The 17,694-nt window shown below is 44.7% G+C and carries 18 protein-coding genes; 8 read left to right on the forward strand and 10 right to left on the reverse strand.

Annotation, left to right across the window (positions count from 1 at the left end):
* Positions 1 to 524 precede the first annotated feature (524 nt).
* Together QZX97_RS07845 and QZX97_RS07850 are read right to left on the reverse strand one after the other, a co-directional pair.
* Positions 525 to 1,907, reverse strand: a complete 1,383-nt coding sequence (locus tag QZX97_RS07845) for an alpha-amylase family glycosyl hydrolase (protein ID WP_295654910.1) — start codon at positions 1,905 to 1,907, stop codon at positions 525 to 527.
* Positions 1,908 to 1,972: 65 nt separating this feature from the next.
* A complete protein-coding gene (locus QZX97_RS07850; protein ID WP_295654912.1) occupies positions 1,973 to 2,176 on the reverse strand; it encodes a hypothetical protein in 204 nt (67 codons plus the stop codon).
* 39 nt (positions 2,177 to 2,215) lie between these two features.
* Between QZX97_RS07850 and QZX97_RS07855 the strand changes: the two genes are divergently transcribed.
* Entirely contained in the window at positions 2,216 to 2,695 is a 480-nt protein-coding gene (locus QZX97_RS07855; protein ID WP_295654914.1) for a GNAT family N-acetyltransferase, read from the forward strand.
* A 63-nt stretch (positions 2,696 to 2,758) separates the two neighbouring features.
* Here the strand turns inward: QZX97_RS07855 and QZX97_RS07860 are convergent, their stop codons facing one another.
* The 3 genes from QZX97_RS07860 to QZX97_RS07870 all read right to left on the reverse strand — a co-directional run bounded on the left by QZX97_RS07860 (position 2,759) and on the right by QZX97_RS07870 (position 5,846).
* Entirely contained in the window at positions 2,759 to 3,982 is a 1,224-nt protein-coding gene (locus QZX97_RS07860; protein WP_295664555.1) for a hypothetical protein, read from the reverse strand.
* Positions 3,983 to 4,122: 140 nt separating this feature from the next.
* A complete protein-coding gene (locus QZX97_RS07865) occupies positions 4,123 to 4,677 on the reverse strand; it encodes a hypothetical protein (protein ID WP_295654918.1) in 555 nt (184 codons plus the stop codon).
* Positions 4,678 to 4,775: 98 nt separating this feature from the next.
* Positions 4,776 to 5,846: a M20 family metallo-hydrolase gene (locus QZX97_RS07870; RefSeq protein ID WP_295654920.1), complete on the reverse strand. Its 1,071-nt coding sequence runs from the start codon at positions 5,844 to 5,846 to the stop codon at positions 4,776 to 4,778.
* A gap of 172 nt (positions 5,847 to 6,018) precedes the next feature.
* Between QZX97_RS07870 and QZX97_RS07875 the strand changes: the two genes are divergently transcribed.
* Genes QZX97_RS07875 through QZX97_RS07890 form a run of 4 tightly spaced genes read left to right on the forward strand, consistent with a single transcriptional unit; the run spans position 6,019 to position 11,555 of the window.
* On the forward strand, positions 6,019 to 7,308 hold the full coding sequence (locus QZX97_RS07875) for a TolC family protein (protein ID WP_295654921.1): 1,290 nt from the start codon (positions 6,019 to 6,021) through the stop codon (positions 7,306 to 7,308).
* A 1-nt stretch (position 7,309) separates the two neighbouring features.
* Positions 7,310 to 8,251: an efflux RND transporter periplasmic adaptor subunit gene (locus tag QZX97_RS07880; protein WP_295651733.1), complete on the forward strand. Its 942-nt coding sequence runs from the start codon at positions 7,310 to 7,312 to the stop codon at positions 8,249 to 8,251.
* Between the two features lie 2 nt (positions 8,252 to 8,253).
* Positions 8,254 to 11,352, forward strand: coding sequence for an efflux RND transporter permease subunit (locus QZX97_RS07885; protein WP_295651731.1), 3,099 nt, complete (start codon positions 8,254 to 8,256; stop codon positions 11,350 to 11,352).
* Positions 11,353 to 11,354: 2 nt separating this feature from the next.
* Positions 11,355 to 11,555 (forward strand): DUF5808 domain-containing protein, encoded by a 201-nt coding sequence (locus QZX97_RS07890; RefSeq protein ID WP_295664556.1) that lies wholly within the window; start codon positions 11,355 to 11,357, stop codon positions 11,553 to 11,555.
* 59 nt (positions 11,556 to 11,614) lie between these two features.
* Here QZX97_RS07890 and QZX97_RS07895 read toward each other — a convergent pair whose 3' ends face one another.
* Positions 11,615 to 12,454, reverse strand: coding sequence for a polysaccharide deacetylase family protein (locus QZX97_RS07895; protein WP_295664557.1), 840 nt, complete (start codon positions 12,452 to 12,454; stop codon positions 11,615 to 11,617).
* Between the two features lie 136 nt (positions 12,455 to 12,590).
* The gene (locus tag QZX97_RS07900) at positions 12,591 to 13,385 is read right to left on the reverse strand and encodes a S1/P1 nuclease (RefSeq protein ID WP_295648537.1); all 795 of its coding nucleotides are present in this window, start codon (positions 13,383 to 13,385) and stop codon (positions 12,591 to 12,593) included.
* A gap of 228 nt (positions 13,386 to 13,613) precedes the next feature.
* Here QZX97_RS07900 and QZX97_RS07905 point away from each other — a divergent pair, with 228 nt between their 5' ends.
* Together QZX97_RS07905 and QZX97_RS07910 are read left to right on the forward strand one after the other, a co-directional pair.
* The gene (locus QZX97_RS07905) at positions 13,614 to 14,147 is read left to right on the forward strand and encodes a fasciclin domain-containing protein (protein ID WP_295648540.1); all 534 of its coding nucleotides are present in this window, start codon (positions 13,614 to 13,616) and stop codon (positions 14,145 to 14,147) included.
* A 102-nt stretch (positions 14,148 to 14,249) separates the two neighbouring features.
* Complete coding sequence (locus QZX97_RS07910; RefSeq protein WP_295648543.1) at positions 14,250 to 14,933, forward strand: TIGR02117 family protein; 684 nt, start codon at positions 14,250 to 14,252, stop codon at positions 14,931 to 14,933.
* A 7-nt stretch (positions 14,934 to 14,940) separates the two neighbouring features.
* Here QZX97_RS07910 and QZX97_RS07915 read toward each other — a convergent pair whose 3' ends face one another.
* From QZX97_RS07915 to QZX97_RS07925, 3 genes are read right to left on the reverse strand one after another with little or no spacing between them, the layout of a single operon-like run.
* Positions 14,941 to 15,090, reverse strand: a complete 150-nt coding sequence (locus tag QZX97_RS07915) for a hypothetical protein (protein WP_295648546.1) — start codon at positions 15,088 to 15,090, stop codon at positions 14,941 to 14,943.
* 19 nt (positions 15,091 to 15,109) lie between these two features.
* On the reverse strand, positions 15,110 to 15,589 hold the full coding sequence (locus QZX97_RS07920; RefSeq protein ID WP_295648549.1) for an NADH-quinone oxidoreductase subunit B: 480 nt from the start codon (positions 15,587 to 15,589) through the stop codon (positions 15,110 to 15,112).
* Positions 15,579 to 16,196: an NADH-quinone oxidoreductase subunit A gene (locus QZX97_RS07925; RefSeq protein ID WP_295648552.1), complete on the reverse strand. Its 618-nt coding sequence runs from the start codon at positions 16,194 to 16,196 to the stop codon at positions 15,579 to 15,581. The genes QZX97_RS07920 and QZX97_RS07925 overlap by 11 nt, the downstream gene beginning before the upstream one ends.
* Here QZX97_RS07925 and QZX97_RS07930 point away from each other — a divergent pair.
* Positions 16,195 to 17,409 (forward strand): NAD(P)/FAD-dependent oxidoreductase, encoded by a 1,215-nt coding sequence (locus QZX97_RS07930; protein ID WP_295648555.1) that lies wholly within the window; start codon positions 16,195 to 16,197, stop codon positions 17,407 to 17,409. The genes QZX97_RS07925 and QZX97_RS07930 overlap by 2 nt on opposite strands.
* Positions 17,410 to 17,694 lie beyond the last annotated feature (285 nt).

Genomic DNA, 17,694 nt, shown 5'->3' on the forward strand with positions numbered 1-17,694 from the left:
GGAGCGGCCTTGGCTTTGCGCGGAGTCCTGAACGCGCTGAATGTTAATGCTGTTAGGCTTAATAAGCCAATGATTGTCAGTATCTTATAAGTTTTCATATCGTTTTAAATAAATGATTTTATCCCTTAGTCGATATCGGTCAGCATACCTTACACTAAAATTAGGAAAAATATTCGATGTTTGAATCATCCAACCACAGGGGGGAAAAAGTAAGAACTTTTTCGACCATATTTGACTCTTGATTCTCGGCTCGTGATTCTTGACTCTCTCCTGTAAGGGGGAAAAAGTAAGAACTTTTCAAATATTCAATTACCCTCTTTCTCTCACCCGCCATTCCAATGATTTCCCGATAGCTATCGGGATGACCAATGACTTTCCAAAGGGGGAAAAAGTAAGAACTTTTTTCACTGTTACCATTTTTACTTCGTTCATTTTCCTGATATACAAATATAACGAAAAGGCACGGGAAAAGTGGTGTCGCATTATTGACACTACCAAAACGTCGGCAACCTTAAATAATCCTGCTATTTGCTCAATACCAGGTAGCTATACGGTTGTAAAACATATTGGCTGCCCAATGTAACATTTGCTGTAGCCAACCCGTTTTTCCATGTCGAGTTTTGCAGGGCGGCCGGCACGTTATAGGTTTGTACGCTGTTGCGGATATTGATCAAGATCAACACATCGTCCGTACCCGACGTCTTTTCGAACACCACAACGTTATTGTCGGTATAAGGGGTTAAGGCGCCGGTTTTCACCGCCTCGTGCGCGGCCCTGAAAGCCAATATCTTTTTATAGGCGGCCACCATATCAGGGTTGGCGGTGTAATCAACCGCCACGTTGTTAAAAAAGTTGATGGCGTTGGGATAACCCACCTCCTGGCTGTCGTAGATCAACGGAACCCCACCCATATACGCGGCCGCTACAAATGCCGCCAATGCGCCTTGTTTCGAGCCATATTCTGTGATGGTGCTGCCGTCCGATGAAGCATCATCATGGTTGGTGATGTATCTTAGCTTTATGCCCGGCGATGGCAGTGAGGCCAGCTCGGATGTGTTGGTGTTGAACAGGTCGCCCGGCACTTGTGTGCCCCCAAACAAGCCTTTAATCGTACTGTAATAGCTAAATGCATATCCGAGTTGAAATCCTGCTGTTATTTCGCTGCCTTTCGTTCCCTCTGCCAAATAGATCAGTTTATGTGTTTTTATGTTGCTTAAGGTATCCAAAGCCTGCGTCCAAAAATCGGCGGGTATGTTATCGGCAAAATCGCACCGGTAGCCATCAATATTGGCATTAAATATCCAATATTTCATAGCCCTGATCATGGCGGTGCGCATATCGGTATTGGTATAATTTAAAGCTGCCACATCGGTATAATTGGTACCCGGTGGGATAATTATATTGCCTGAAGCATCTTGCTGGTACCAAGCCTTATTGCTTATCCAGGCATTATCCCACGAGGTATGGTCGGCCACCCAATCAAATATAACCGACATGCTCAAGGTATGGGCCTTCGCTACTAAAGCGCGCAGATCGTCCAGCGTACCGAAGCTTGCGTTTACCCCATTATAGTCCTGAACGGCATAGGGCGAGCCAACCGCTTTCAACACGCCGATTGGGTAGGTGGGCATCAGCCACACCACATTTACGCCCAAGGCTTTTATCGAGTCGAGCCTGGTGGTAACAGCCTGAAAACCTGCCGGGGTGTATGTTTTCATGTTCACCTCGTACATCACAATGTCTTTGGTCGCAGGCACACCCGCGTATGGAGTGCCATATTGCGCCGGGTCCTGATAGGTACTTGCCGGTGGCGTATTGGTTCCCTGATCACTCGATTGCGATTTGCCACATCCGTATATGGCCACTACAATAACCAAACTCAAGGCGGCTACTCGCGTATTTTTCATTTTGAAGGTGCTTTAAAAAAGGTTTATAAAGGAATTTGGTGGTTAAAGGTACCAATTTTTAACTACTATTCCCCCGCATATTCCCCCGCGGCCAACAAAAGCTCAATGCCCCAAAAATCCTGCGTAACATATAAGCCCGTTAGTTTATTATAGCAACGGCAGGTATAAAGGTCGTCGTGCACTTTGCTTTGCGATAAGATCACGATTTTATTGCGGGGTTCCAGCACATGCACCACAATATCGCCGGGGTTAAATTTTGCTTTCGACATGGTTATTGATTTAATTTGTTTAAAGTTACGTAAATAACGATGAGCAAAGCCGAACCAATATTAAAACCAACCGAAATAGCCCACCTGGAGCATCTCTTCCGCTTTCAATGCGACGAAGAAGGCCGCTACTTAGCCGCTTTTATGCCGAAAGACCCCACAGACAAGGCCGCCTACCTCGCAAAAATGACACCCCTGCTCAGCAACCCGACCGTAAATAACCAAACGATATTTGTAAATGGCAACATAGTGGGCAGCATTGCCAAATTTGTAATGCACAGCGATGCCGAAATTACTTATTGGATAGACCGAAACTTTTGGGGCAAAGGTATCGCCACCCAAGCACTCCAAAAAATCCTTTCCATTGAACATGCCAGGCCACTGTTCGGGCGGACGGCATTCGACAATTTTGGCTCGCAGCGGGTACTGGAAAAATGCGGTTTTAAAAAGATCGGCACCGACAAAGGGTTCGCCAACGCACGCGGGGAGGAGATAGAAGAGTTTATATATAAATTGATGTAAGAAATCCGTCGATTGCAGGAGCGGGATCATTATTGGCTGAAATTAGACCAGCTAAGTAGACATCTAAATTGATGGAGAATCCATATCTTCCTTTTTGCCGGATAACACTTTCAAACCCTGAAAGTTAATTTTCAAAACTAATTGGATAAGTTTCATGAAATTTTCTTCTTTCAAGCCATCGGTACTTTTCAAAGCGAATGCCCCTACAATAGTAAAGACTACCGGTATACCGAAAAAAACTGCGCAAAATCGATACCAAGAAATATCTGCTTGTGCTACAGCAAGCAAAGCATAAACAATCACGCAAAACATACCAATCCAAAAAAAGCCCGTGATTAAAAATTTCTTTAGCTTATCTGCTTCTATCTCTGTTTTCGCAAGCTGCCTATTATATTCTTTGTTATCAATTTTGCGCATAAGATTTTGGATAATTATGTTATTGTCAAACTCGGTGATATAATTGAACCAATTCGTTTTATTTTGTTGTAATATTTCATAAATATATCTTTTTATTTCTTCAGCGCCAACTCGATAAACATCCCATTCAGGGTTGGCATCGAATGCCGACGTCGATAATTCTATTGACTTTAAAAACTGTCCAATTAGGTCAACTGTCATATCAAAGCTGAAGGTTCCGTCAAAAATCTTTTGTTTAATTAAACCGCCCATCACCTGGCTTACATTTGCATTCATAGCTATAAAGTTTCCCTTTGCAATGCGTATGAATTTTTGATCAAATCCTTCGGCTTCCTCATAACGGTAGACTTGCTCCTGAATGTTTACCATTTGGCTATAATGGTCGTAGGCATCAATCAGATTATTTGAAATTACTGCTTTTTTGGCAAAACACTCAAGTTTATTCAGACGGGCGGAATAAGTCAAAGGTTGCCAATTTTTTCTCATGTTTGTCAAAAAGTCTTTTGACGTTTTATCGATTTTCTGAAGATTAATGTCGACCGCTTTAAGCGCGGCTGATATATTATCTTCCGCTTTTTGTGCCAATTTTGATGCTTTTTCAAAGTTCCCGACTTTAAAATCTAACGGAAAAAGGCAAATGAAATATTCATACAAATAATAATGATGCAAGGCTTTAGCGCGAACCTTTTCAGAAAGCTCTCGCGAATCATTAAATATTTCATTCAACAGACCTGCAGCTATGAAGTAACTGTCAGCGGCTTGCTTAAATACTGAAAGATTATTATCATTTCGAATGGCAACATCCTTGTAAGTATTTGCAGCTTCAAAATGTTTATTTGCTTCGGCAATCTTTTCATTCAAACCAGACATTGTTAAATGGAGTAAATTTTTGCGAGGTTAAAAAGCTATATGACAAAAATCGTTTTTTATATTGATTTAAGAAATACTTATTAAATGGTTCTCTGGAAGGTAAATTAACGCCTACTGGCGAAGGCTGTACGGGCGTAACCTTAAAAATTTGGCCTCAATTTGGAAGGTTTATTTGATTTGTCTGCGTTGTCATACAAAGTATAGAATTTTGAATCGTATCCATTATAATATTCCAATAACAATCGTAGTGTTGTAAAATCTGTAGGCGGTTTATCTGTTTGTTTTCTTTGTGTTGGCAATGTATCACTATTCTCGAAGAATTTAATATTCATAGTTACAGACTCTTTGCTTCCTATTGGTTTCAACTCTTCAAGTTTTTCTATTGTTATATCTGGAAATTGGTCGTTTTTATAGTAAAGTCTTGGAAAATAGGCCGTATGGTCGGAATTGTTAGTAATTGTCAATTTGTAAGTCCAAGTCAAATGATGCCTTACTATTGACCTATTTCTTATTCCAAAACCATCTTCATCAATATAAGGTATTAGCACCCCGGCCGGAGAAGAAGTGCCGGTTTTGAAATCAATTTTGATTGTCAAAAATCCTCCGACAAAATATCTTTTATTCACATAAATGATTACTGGTATAAGTATTGCCAAAGTTGCACTGATAACGATTGCTAACACTGTTGTTGTCATTATTTAAGGAATTATAGCTATAAAAAGAAATTAAAGATAATCATTAATCATACAAATAGGTCCTTTAAATGGCATCAGCTGACTTGCTGGCACACAAATCAATCATTCAACACCCTCTCCAACATCCCCACATACCCCTCAATGCCATCCCTGATCTCCTCTACAAACACAAACTCATCCGCCATATGCGAGCGCGCCGAATCGCCGGGGCCAACTTTTAGCGAGGGGATATCCAACACGCACTGGTCCGACGTGGTTGGCGAGCCGTAGGTGGTTTTGCCCAGCGCTATGCCCGCCTGTACAATAGGGTGGTCCTTCGGTATGGATGATGATCGGAGCCTTGTTGAACGTGCCTTTACATCGCAGTTCACATGTTGTTTGATGATTTCCAAAACTTCCTCGTTACGGTAAGCATCCGTTACCCGCACATCTACTGTAAAGGTGCAGCTTTCGGGCACTACGTTATGCTGCGTACCGGCGTTGATGACCGTTACCGATAGCTTCACCAACCCAAACAACTCCGATACCTTCGGAAATTGGTAGGTACGGAACCATTCAATATCCGGCAGGGCCTTGTAAATGGCGTTCTCGCCTTCCTCTCGGGCGGCATGGCCGGCTTTGCCATGTGCGGTACAATCCAGCACCATCAAACCACGTTCGGCAATGGCCAAATTCATCAGCGTAGGTTCGCCTACAATGGCGAAGTCGAGTTTGCCCAATTCGGGCAGTACGCTTTCTAAGCCATTCATCCCCGTTATTTCCTCTTCGGCGGTGGCGGCAAGGCACAGGTTATATTTTAGGTCTTTGCGGTCGTAAAAATAAAGGAAGGTCGCGATCAACGAAACCAGACAGCCCCCGGCATCATTGCTGCCCAGTCCGTACAACTTGCCGTCTTCAATTTTGGCATCGAACGGGTCGCGGGTATAACCGGCATTAGGTTTCACCGTATCATGGTGCGAATTGAGCAAAATAGTCGGCTTTGCCGCATCGAAATGCTGATTGTAAGCCCAAACATTATTGTCACTACGGTGCGTTTTGACCCCATGACCCCATAAAAAGTCCTCGATGAGTTTAGCGGTGCCCTCTTCCTGTTTACTGAGCGAGGGGGTACCTATCAGTTGTATCAGCAGGTTAACGGCATCGGTGTATAGGGTTTGGGTGTCTAACATGATAAAAACTTTGCGTCCTCGCGCCTTTGCGCGCACCGTAAAATTAGCTATTATTCAGGTTTGTTTAATCATCACCAACAATTAAGCTATATTTAGCCTTAATAAAGCTGTTACGTTCAGTTTTTCTCCAAATTTTAATAGTAGTTTTGTTAGCAACGTTTGATGATACTAAATGAGATTTGCCTTACCTGTTAGCCTTGTTATCAATTTTATATGTTTTGCTTTTACGCCCGTATTGGGGCAGCAAGCCACGCTCGATTACTTTATCGACCATGCCCTTAAAAGCGACCCTAACATCCGCACCAACGTCAACAACCAGCAGCTATATACCCTGCAATCGCAATTGATCGACGCGCAAAACAGAAAACCGCAGGTCGCCTTTACTTCCGATTATTTGTTCGTACCATACTTTGGCAGTAACGGGCATGTTATCAGCATCACGCCCAATCCATCGGATAATGCCTTCGGTTATGATATAGGTTTAACCAATGGCGGCACCTACGCCACCCAGATGCAGGCCACGCTCAACCTCTTCAACAAAAAAACCATCAGCGCCCTGCAGGATCAGAATACGGGCCTGGCAAATGCCAACAGCTATGCCAAGGGCCAATTGGAGCACGACCTGCGCCGGGCCATTACCGACCAATACATTTTGGTTTACCAGGCCCAACAGCAGGAAGAATACCTGAACAGCATCATCCACGAAATAAACGAACGCCGCCCAACCGTTGAGGCCCTTGTAAAACGCGGCCTGTTACAACAAAGCGACTACTTGCTGTTAGAGATAGAACTGAATACCCGCCAAAACGACCTGAGCACCGCCCGCATTGCCGAAGTGAGTGCCTACGGCACGCTCAAAAACCTGTCGATTGTAAGCGATACCGGTCTGGCCAAATTGCAGGAACCGGCGCTTAGTATAGCTGTCAACCCTAATACCTTCTATTTCAAACAAAAATTTAAGCTCGATAGCCTCAATCTTGTATTGCAACAAAACGCTTTCAATACCAAATACCTGCCAACCTTAACCCTCGGCGGCAACGGCGGTATGCTGGCTTCCGATTTTACAAACATTCCGCATAATGTTGGTTTCGATGTATCGCTTCACTTAAATATTCCCATTTATGATGGCCACCAGCGCAAAATAGTGGAGAGCCAAAACAAAGTAGCTCAGCAAAACATCATTTATGCCCGCGATAATTTTACCGTTCAGCAAAAAAATTACCTCGAAAGCGTCCATAAACAGATTGACTTATTCAATCAAAGCAATACCCAACTACAGGGCCTGATAGACAAGCAGGAACTCTTGCTAAAACTGGATGCCGAAAAGCTGCAAAGCGGCCAGCTGTCCATCATCGAATACGTAAAATCGCTGCAGGATTACGCCGCGGCAAAACAGAGTTTAACGGTAGCAAAATCACAGCTTTTGCTGCTAATTGATCAATACAACTATTATAACTGGTAAAATGTATAAAAACAGGTACCTCATATTTGGATTAAGTGCGCTGCTGATTTTACAGTCGGCATGCTCGAGTGCGCCACCCGCCGCTGCCGACGACGCGGCCGTAGCCAGCATCCCCAATGTTACCGTGGGCAACCCCGTAACACATAGTTTCAGCAATAGCATCACCTTTACGGGAACAACCCAGTACCAGCAAAAAGCGGTTATCCGCGCGGGCCTTGCGGGATATGTGCACCATCGGGGCTGGAAAATGGGCGATGTGGTAAAAGCCGGCCAAATCTATTGCACCATCACCAGCAAAGAGCAGGAAGCCTTAAAGGGTTTGGATAAAACCGATATCCTCAAACAATTCCGCAACCCCATAGCCATTACATCGGGCACCACAGGCATCATCACCGCGGTTAACTACCAAAACGGCGATTACGTTGCCGAGGGCGATATTTTGGCTACGCTTACGCAACAATCATCATTAGTGCTGCTGGTAAACGTACCTGTAGAGTACCTCGATAGGGTAAAGGCGGGCACATCGGTTACCATCATCACACCCGATGGCCGCAAAATGGACGGCCGCCTGCAAGCCGGACTTCCTACAGCCGATCCATTGGCGCAAACGCAATCATTTATCGTTCCGGTAGGTTCAAGCAATTTGCCCGAGGGCGCCAATTTAAAAGTGCTGATACAACTATCGGGCCCGCAGCAAGGCTTAGCTGTACCGGTTAAAGCTGTACAAACAGATGAAACGCAAGAACATTTCTGGGTATTTAAGTTAGGGAAAGATGGTCGCGCTTACAAAGTGGATGTACAAGCAGGCAAAATATCGGCCGACTCGTTACAGGAAATACAAACCAAAGGCCTGAGCGTGAATGACAAAGTGATACTGGATGGCGCTTATGGTTTGGCCGATTCATCGAAAGTAAAAATAGCCGGTAAAGGCGATAAGGATTAAAAATGGATAGCCCAACAAATAAACCTACTCCGCCGGGCAAAAAAGTGCTCCAGGTTTTGTCGTTCCATCACCACTATAAAAAACCATTGCTCGGTTTGCTAATATTGGTGATTATGGGAGGGGTATACAGTTTCAGGCAGCTCAAAACGGGCTTGTTTCCCGATATTACTTTCCCCAAAATAAAGCTTATTGCCGATGCGGGCCAGCAACCGGTGGATAAAATGATGACCACGGTAACCATCCCACTCGAAAATGCCATTAAGCGTACCGAGGGGTTGAGTTATATCCGGACTACTACAGCGCGTGGCAGCGTCGAGATCAACATCTTTTTAAATTGGGATACCGATATTGATAAGGCCATGGCCCAGGTGCAGGCATTGACCGACGCCATCAAAGGCGACCTGCTACCCAATACGGCTATCACGGTTAAAAAAATGAACCCGTCTATCTTACCGGTAATGGGTTTCTCCCTCGAAGGCGACAAACGTACCGCTATCGAACTCAAAAAGATAGCCCAGTTCCAGGTAAGGCCATTTTTGGCGGCAGTGCCAGGTGTGGCTGATATCGCGGTTATTGGCGGCAAGACCAAAGAATACCAGGTAATATTACAACCCTCTAAACTGACAGCATTGGGCGTTGTTCCAGCGCAAATCAATACAGCTATTACACAGGCCAATATATTAGCATCTAACGGTTACATCAACGACCATGGCCGTTTATACCTCAACCTAACCAATAACGCGATCGATAATGTAGACAAGTTGCAAAACCTGGTGGTATTGAACAGTCCGCACCGCACCATACTGTTGAAGGATTTGGCCGATGTGAAAATCACCGAGCAAAAGGAATACGTACGCATCAACGCCAATGGTAAGGATGTGCCGCTCATAGCCGTAATCAAGCAGCCAGATGCCAACCTTATCGAAGTGAATGACGGCATCAACGAAAAAGTAGAAGAACTCAGCAAGATATTACCTAAGGATGTCCATATACGCCCATACTACAAACAAGCTGATTTTGTTACAGATAGTGTTAAAAGTATTGAAGACGTACTCTGGATAGGCCTCGTACTGGCAATTTTGGTAGTCATTGTGTTCCTGCGTTCGTTCAGGGCCAGTTTGATTATCCTCATCACCATACCAACCACACTGGCTTTATCCTTAACGGTTTTATTGCTTGCAGGCTATACCATCAATATCATGACTTTGGGTGCCATTGCCGCCGCCATTGGTTTGATGATAGATGATGCGGTAATCGTCGTCGAGCAAATATTCCGCAGCCACGAAGATCATCCCAACGAGGGCATGCACCATACTGTACGTAAAGCCATCAAGTACCTGTTCCCGTCTATGCTGGGTTCATCGTTAAGCACCATCGTTATATTTATTCCGTTTATTTTAATGAGCGGGGTAGCGGGGGCTTATTTTAAGGTATTGGCTTTTACCATGATCATTACGCTCAGCATGTCGTTCTTTGTAACCTGGCTGCTGTTGCCCATGCTGTTCATTTTCATCCCGCTCAAAAACAAGCAACATAAACCGCATAAAGTACACGACGGTTGGATAAAATTCTTCCTCAAAGTGCCTGCCATCAGCGTGCTGTTTATTGTGGGATGCATTGCCATGATTGTCATCATCCCGGGCAAGCTGGATTCAGGCTTTTTACCATCGATGGATGAGGGTTCTATCGTGCTCGACATCAAGAGCCCGCCCGGAACTACCCTGGAAGAAACCGACCGCATGATGAAGCAGGTGGATGGTATATTGAAAAATACACCCGAAGTAGAATCGTTTTCGCGCCGCTTGGGTACCGAAATGGGCTTTTTTGTAACTGAACCCAATAAAGGCGACTACCTGATCCAGCTAAAAAAGAAACGCGATAAATCCACAGACGCCGTTTCGGACGATATACGTGGTAAGATAAGCGCCGTGTTACCGCAACTCACCATCGATTTGGGGCAGGTAATACAGGATATGCTGGGCGACCTAATGACCTCGGTGCAACCCATCGAAATAAAGATATATGGCGACAATCAAATGGTATTGCAAAACTTGTCGCAACAAGGAGCTGACATCCTTTCGAAAGTAAAAGGGACAGCCGATGTATTCAACGGGATCACCATTGCAGGACCAGAGATCAATGTAAGCCCCGATGTAACACGTCTGGCCCAGTTGGGCATGAACCCATCCGACTTCCAGTTCCAGCTACAAGCACAATTAGACGGCGATGTGATCAGCACCATTATCGACAAGGAGCAATCGGTAAACATCCGCATGATTTATCCTAATGCCTCGCAAACATCATTGCAACAGTTTCAGTCGGCCAGTGTGTTTTTGCCCGGCGGGCAAACAAAAGCGCTTACTTCGCTGGCCAAAGTGAGCGTTGAACCCGGCGTGGCCGAGATTGTTCGCGAGAACCAAAAAATGATCGGTGTGATCAGCGCCCGTTTGGATAACCGCGATTTGGGCAGTACGCTGAAAGAGATACAAAGTAAATTGGGTAAACTAAGCCTTCCGCCCGGATACCACATTGAATATGGCGGCGATTACGCCGAACAACAACAGGCATTTAAAGAATTGCTTACTATTTTGATATTGGCCAGCATATTGGTATTTATTGTATTGTTGGCGCTGTTCCGCAATTTCTTAGCTGCTTTTGTCATCATCTTTTTGGCAGTGTTGGGTGCGGCAGGCTGCTTTTTGGCTTTGTTGGTAACCCATACGCCATTAAACGTGGGTAGCTATACCGGCATCATTATGATCATCGGTATCATTGCCGAGAACGCGATATTTACCTATCACCAATACGACACCGGCAGGTACGAATGGACCAGCGAACAAAGCATTGTACACGCCATTGCCGCCCGTTTACGCCCCAAACTGATGACAGCCACCGGCGCCATCATCGCCCTGCTGCCCTTGGCATTAGGCATAGGCACCGGCGCACAGTTGCACCAACCATTGGCTATCGCAGTAATTGGCGGGTTGATATTCGCGCTGCCCTTGTTGCTGATTGTTTTGCCAACGCTTTTAAAACTCATAGGCAGGGACAAAGAACGTGATGCCGAGAAATTATTACTTGAGGAAGGGGATGATATTTAAACATGGAAGAGCCGGAAGAAAAACCAAGCCCCTACAAATTGGGTATATTTTATTACGATAAGAGCGATAAAAGCCTTTTTGTGCCCAAACGGTTTGGCATGGGCTGGACCTTTAACTTCGCCAATGTATGGAGCTATGTTATCCTCATACTACTGATAGTAGTAATATTTGGTATCAAGTACTGGGCGCTGCATTTCAAATAGCGAGTATTTGAAATAGAACCCAAATCGGTGAAATCAATCCCCAATCAGTGTAATTCCTTTTACTTAAAGCTCTGCCTGATACTGGTGCTCAACGTTTTCGGGCTCCAATAACCACTGGCAATAATACGGCGTATGGTCATCAGCGGGTCGTTAGGGTCGCGCTTATCGGCCAACTGGAATGCTGCTTTAAAACCACGTTTTTTAATTTCAGGCAAGGCTGCTTTGTTCCATATCCCGAAAGGGTAGGCAAAGTAGTCTATTTTTTTACCGGTGATGTCTTCCAGTTGTTTGGTAGGCTTGTCAATTTGTACCGCCCAATCGTCAACAGTTTTGGTCTTGCCGTTGGCCAGTTTCATAATGTCGTTGTGTGTGTATTTAGAAACCATGTGGTGGTCCCAGGTATGGCTGCCGATGATATTGCCTTCGTCGCTCAATTGTTTTACCTGTTCTTTGGTCATATACCTCGGCCGGCCCAATGAAACCGTCATCACAAAATACACAGCTTTAAAGCCATATTTTTTCAACTCAGGCCGGGCTATGGTAAACTGGTCTTCGTCGGTATCATCAAACGTCAACATAATGGGTTTTGTCGGTAATGTTCCGCCGGCGGTTAAATAGGCATATAACTGGTCAGGCAAAATGGTATGGTAACCACTGTCGGCCAGCATTTTCATATCTGCTTTAAAAGCCGCGATAGGGCAGATGTAATCTTTGGCGTTTTTACTGTCCTTGGCCGTCCAATCCCGTATTTGGTGATAGCATAATATAGGTACCTGCTTTTTCGCGATGATGGTTGCCGGGTCGGGCAGGGTTAAAACGTTTTTGGAGGATGAGCGGCCGGTAACAATGCTTCCTAAAACGAGCGACAGGCTAAGCGCGGTAATTTTTAAAACTTTCACAGTGTTATGTTAAATTCAAGTCAATTATATCCTCCAAAATAACGGAACATTATGATGGAAGTTTGAAATAGTTTTTAACATTTTAAGATAAGGAATGGTAGTGAATGTGGTTCTTCACCCACTACCATAGCTTATTTTAAGCGCCAAATATGCCGTTTAATACATAGGCAAGTCTTACGCCGCCTTTCAATAATTGTTCGTTAACAATGTGAATATGGTCGAAAGTATAACGGTAGCTTAATTTTGGGTTAGGATCTTTTAGTTCGTTGTACAATTGCTCGGCTATCTGGTTCGACTGATATATCCACTCGCCAATGCCGCCTTTATCCAGTTCGGCGCGTTGTTCGGCGGTGGTATGGTTCAGATTGTTAGCATATTCGGTATAACTGAATTGCTGGTCGTCTATCAGTTTGCTATCCCATAGGCTATGCAGGTTGGTTTGTTGCCCGGCCCACATTACCTGTATCTTATTACCGCCCTGGTCTTCGGCGCGACCCGCGTGGAATGGCTGATGTATATCGCCCACAATATGGATAACCAAACGTACATACATCAGTTTCTTGTCTTGCGGCAAATCTTTTTTCTTAAGCTCGCCTATCATAAAGTTAAGCTTGGTATAGGCGTCGGCAACGGTATCTGTTTTTAAATAGGCCATTACCTGCTCATGGTTTTGGTTTGGCGCGAAGTCAAGGTAGTGCCACGGAGATAAGTAGCTATATGCCGGGTCCGATTTGATAAAATCGGCCCAGGTGCTTGCCATGGCCAGCGACTCATTGCCCAATATTTTTTGAAGTTCTACCCTGGCTTTTGGGGTTAAATAACTGTCGGCTATTTGCGCTACAATACGGTGCCCTAATTGCCCCCACGCCATCGACTGTAACGGCAGGTAAAAGAACAAGGCTATTAAACTGAGTTTTTTGATTGCTTTCATACGATGCTAAAGTAAAACTAATTCAGTTAAGGGGCAAAGCTCGCATGTTAAATTAGTATGAAATATGTCGGTAACCGTGGCCTGATAAGATATTATTCAGGTAAAATTTATATTACACATACAAGGCTTTAAAACTTCTGCCTATTTTCGACGTTGTATAACAAATCTATTAGTTTATTGCAATTTTTGTAAAAAACCTGTTATTGTATTTTCAAACTGTTAAAACCTATGAAAAAGTTATTGTTTATTTTAATGTTGACGGTAAGTTCGGTAACTGTGCTTACCAGCCGTGTGTTAGCACAGGCCCCACCGCCTGCAAGTACCGCTTTAAGCGGCATTGGCGATGAATCGACCTATTATAAATTTGCCAGTCTGGTACGTTCGGCCAACATGGATGCCACATTGGCTGCTTTGGGCACCTATACCGTGTTTGCCCCCCATAATATCATCTTCAGGAACATGTCGCCGGGCAAATTGGACAGTTTGACCAACGATCCGGCAAAATTGGCATTGGTGCTAAAGGCACATATTGTTAAAGGTAAGTTCGCTAAAGCGGACATCATCAAGAAACTGGGCTTAGGCAAAGGTAAAACCACCTTTACCAATATTTTGGGCGAAAAACTTACATTGGCACGCACAAAGGACAACCAATTGCTATTAACCGATGCCAAGGGCAACCAGGCATACTTTTTAAACTACGATATTATGGATCCACATGGCGTGATACATGGTATTGATAACGTGCTCGACTACGGCAAATAAATTACATCACCTACCTATATTGAGCCCAATTTTCGCGAAAGCGGAATTTGGGTTTTTTTATGCGGGATATTCTGTTAAACTTGTGTTACAAATAATGGAGCCGTGTTTAAAAAGTTAATTCGCCGGATAAAATATATTGTGCTGACCATTGTTGGCATATTTGCTCTGTATTTCCTGCTCGCATTTTTGTTACCAAACATAAAAGTGAATACTGACTTTACCGAAGACCCAAACGGCATTACCATCTATATTTGCTCAAACGGGGTGCACACCGATATCGCCATGCCGGTTAAAACAAGGTTTATCGATTGGCGCACCGAGTTTCCACCTACTACGTTCAAGGCTGTCGACAGTACCTTTCAATACATTGAAGTAGGCTGGGGCGATAAAGCCTTTTACCTGAACACGCCAAACTGGAGCGACCTCAAATTCTCGACCGCTTTTAACGCCTTGTTCTTTTTGGATAGCTCGGCAATCCATGTGTATTATGATAAACATGCTCCGCAGGTTGTGCCCAAAGTTTGCCAACGGATCTGTATCAACACCGAACAATACAAACAATTGATTGCCTATATACAAGCTACCATAACACTGCACAATGGTAAACCGGGCTTGTTCCCCGGCAAAGGTTATGGCGATAACGACAATTTTTATGAAGCCAACGGCCACTATAGCTTCTTGAAAACCTGCAACGTATGGACTTGTGGCGCGCTAAAAGCCGCCGGGGTAGAGCAGGGCTTATGGTCGCCTTTTCAAGGCGGGGTGATGGACGGGTATAAGAGGTGAGGGGCTATTATAATTTAAGCTTCCCGAACATTTCGGAAGCTACGATCAAATTATCTTCATCCTCAGATTCCTGATAAGACAATAGAATGTCTTCCTTTTCTTCTTGAGAAAGGTTACTCCACAATTTACCCGTATCTTTATTATTCACTTCTTCCATCTTGCATTCAGTTCCCCCTTCAGGGGGTTAGGGGGCTTCCCGCTATCTTCTTCTGCAGCTCCAATATACCACCAATCAAAGCCTCGGGCCTTGGGGGGCATCCTTGTACATAAATATCCACGGGTATGATACGGTCTACCCCCTTTACAACATGGTAGCCATGCTGCCAATAAGGTCCGCCACAGTTAGAGCAGGAGCCCATTGATATCACATACTTAGGCTCGGGCATTTGTTCGTAAAGGCGCTTGATGCGTTCGGCCATTTTAAAGGTAACCGTCCCGGCGATGATGATCACATCCGCCTGCCTTGCCGATGGTCTCGGGAATACGCCAAAACGGTCCATATCGTACGTAGATGCAAATGCCCCCATCATTTCAATCGCGCAGCAGGCAATACCAAAACTGAGCGGCCACAGCGATGATAATCGCGCCCAGTTCATCAGGTCGTCCAGTTTGGTAACCATCACATCTCCACCTTGGTTCATCGTTTCAGGATTCATTCGTGGGCTTTTTAAAAGTAGGTTTAAACATCGGACGTTTAGTAGCAGTGGCAGGTGCGGTAGCAGTTTCTGTTGCAGCGGCCACCGGTTCAGGTTTTGCCGTTTCCATCGTAAATGCTATTACACGATATCCACTTTGTTCGAAGTTGATTTTTTTGTACAAATCTACAGGTATTTTGGTATCAACAATTGGTTTTATGGGATGCGGCCTTACCCAATTCAGGTCGCCTTTCACCCAAACATAAGCTAATCCTAATATCAGTATCCCCACAAAAACAAACATCTCCGTTAAACTAAACCATCCCCATCGCGCATCTGCCGCTATCAGTTGGTGGCTGCCAAAGACCGTTGCCCATGGAAAAATAAACACCATCTCCACATCAAACAGCAAGAATATCAAAGCTATGACGTAGAACTTAGCGTTGAACTGCAACCATGCATTTCCTTCGGGTTCTTCGCCGCATTCATACGAAGTCAGCTTCTCGGGCGTCGGGTTATTGGGTGCCAACATGTGGTTCACAAAAAAGGCTACGGCCATCATGATAATGCCGATAATTAAAAAGAGTATTATCTTTCCAAATTCTGATATTTGCACAACATCGCCCATGGCTACAAATTTAAAAAAACAAACCCACTTTGACGCAATAATTGTAGGCGGCGGCGCTTGCGGACTGATGTGTGCCGTACAGGCGGGCTTTTTAGGTAAAAGAACGCTCATCCTCGAAAAGAACACTCAACCCGGCGCCAAGATATTGATTAGCGGCGGCGGGCGCTGCAACTACACCAATACGTATGCCACCGACCAGCAGTTCATATCCGCCAACCCGCATTTTTGCAAGTCGGCCTTTTCGCAGTGGACGGTAGAAGATACCATCATCTTTTTCGAAACCTATGGCATCGAAGGACAGGAAAAAACACTCGGGCAGTTGTTCCCCACAACCAATAACGCGAAGGATATCGTCAATGTTTTTACCGCGCTTTGCGCCGACTTGGGGCAGGAACTTTGGTGCGATACCGAAGTCAAAGCCATCACTAAAACCGACAATGGCTTTAGTGTAACCTTCGAACGCAATGGGAGGGAAGAACAAATCTTCGCGCCAAAGGTCGTCATCGCTTCAGGAGGCTTGCCCATCCCCAAAATGGGCGCTACCGATTTTGGCCTGCGTACCGCCCGCAACATGGGCTTAAAGCTTACCGAAACCGCGCCCGCCCTGGTACCGCTCACCATCACCGGTAAAGACCAGGAATGGTACGAAGCTTTATCGGGCAATAGCATCTTCTGCCGGGTTTCCAACGAGGAGATAAGTTTCGAAGAGAATATCCTGTTTACCCACTGGGGATTGAGTGGGCCGGCTATCCTGCAAATATCCTCCTACTGGCGACCCGGCCAATGGATAGAACTGGATATGCTCCCTCACCAAAATATTACCCAATTGATTGAGCAGGAGCGCCAAACCAACGGCAAGCGTCCCTTGGCGGGATTGTTGGCCAACTTGTACACCCGCAAATTTGCCGATGCATTGAGCAAATATCTCCCGGTTGAAAAGAACCTGGCCTCGCTAACAAGGCAGGAGATGGAGGCTATCGACCAACTCATCCACCATTTTAGGGTGAAACCAGCAGGCGATAAAGGTTATGATAAAGCCGAAGTAATGCGCGGCGGCGTATCTACCGACGAACTGTCATCAAAGACCCTTGAAGCTAAAAAAGTGCCTGGGTTGTTTTTTGGTGGCGAGTGTGTGGATGTTACCGGCTGGTTGGGGGGCTATAACTTTCAGTGGGCATGGGCATCAGGCTTTGTTATTGCTCAAAATTTATAAAACTTTCCTTTGTCGAAACATTTGTTCTTTAATCGTCGTAACAACCTTTAAACGCCATATACTATAAAAAACTGAAAAGGTTTAATCCGCAAAAAAAAATATTTTAAAAATCGCTTGCATACTGACGAAGTAGTCAGTACATTTGTAATAATAATTGTTACCGTCTACCTAATCTATCTTGTTATTTAACTTTTGATTAACCATAAAACGGGGCTTAAAACATGATCATTGCAATAATTGTTACACGCATCATATTCTACTATAGAACTCAAAAAGCTAAAAAGC

This window comes from uncultured Mucilaginibacter sp., assembly GCF_903893715.1.
Classification (GTDB): domain Bacteria; phylum Bacteroidota; class Bacteroidia; order Sphingobacteriales; family Sphingobacteriaceae; genus Mucilaginibacter.

Coding starts and splice junctions, on each gene's coding strand:
- QZX97_RS07845 (WP_295654910.1), bottom strand. CDS start 1,907: ATGAAAAATACGCGAGTAGCCGCCTTGAGTTTGGTTATTGTAGTGGCC.
- QZX97_RS07850 (WP_295654912.1), bottom strand. CDS start 2,176: ATGTCGAAAGCAAAATTTAACCCCGGCGATATTGTGGTGCATGTGCTG.
- QZX97_RS07855 (WP_295654914.1), top strand. CDS start 2,216: ATGAGCAAAGCCGAACCAATATTAAAACCAACCGAAATAGCCCACCTG.
- QZX97_RS07860 (WP_295664555.1), bottom strand. CDS start 3,982: ATGTCTGGTTTGAATGAAAAGATTGCCGAAGCAAATAAACATTTTGAA.
- QZX97_RS07865 (WP_295654918.1), bottom strand. CDS start 4,677: ATGACAACAACAGTGTTAGCAATCGTTATCAGTGCAACTTTGGCAATA.
- QZX97_RS07870 (WP_295654920.1), bottom strand. CDS start 5,846: ATGTTAGACACCCAAACCCTATACACCGATGCCGTTAACCTGCTGATA.
- QZX97_RS07875 (WP_295654921.1), top strand. CDS start 6,019: ATGAGATTTGCCTTACCTGTTAGCCTTGTTATCAATTTTATATGTTTT.
- QZX97_RS07880 (WP_295651733.1), top strand. CDS start 7,310: ATGTATAAAAACAGGTACCTCATATTTGGATTAAGTGCGCTGCTGATT.
- QZX97_RS07885 (WP_295651731.1), top strand. CDS start 8,254: ATGGATAGCCCAACAAATAAACCTACTCCGCCGGGCAAAAAAGTGCTC.
- QZX97_RS07890 (WP_295664556.1), top strand. CDS start 11,355: ATGGAAGAGCCGGAAGAAAAACCAAGCCCCTACAAATTGGGTATATTT.
- QZX97_RS07900 (WP_295648537.1), bottom strand. CDS start 13,385: ATGAAAGCAATCAAAAAACTCAGTTTAATAGCCTTGTTCTTTTACCTG.
- QZX97_RS07905 (WP_295648540.1), top strand. CDS start 13,614: ATGAAAAAGTTATTGTTTATTTTAATGTTGACGGTAAGTTCGGTAACT.
- QZX97_RS07915 (WP_295648546.1), bottom strand. CDS start 15,090: ATGGAAGAAGTGAATAATAAAGATACGGGTAAATTGTGGAGTAACCTT.
- QZX97_RS07920 (WP_295648549.1), bottom strand. CDS start 15,589: ATGAATCCTGAAACGATGAACCAAGGTGGAGATGTGATGGTTACCAAA.
- QZX97_RS07930 (WP_295648555.1), top strand. CDS start 16,195: ATGGCTACAAATTTAAAAAAACAAACCCACTTTGACGCAATAATTGTA.
- QZX97_RS07925 (WP_295648552.1), bottom strand. CDS start 16,196: ATGGGCGATGTTGTGCAAATATCAGAATTTGGAAAGATAATACTCTTT.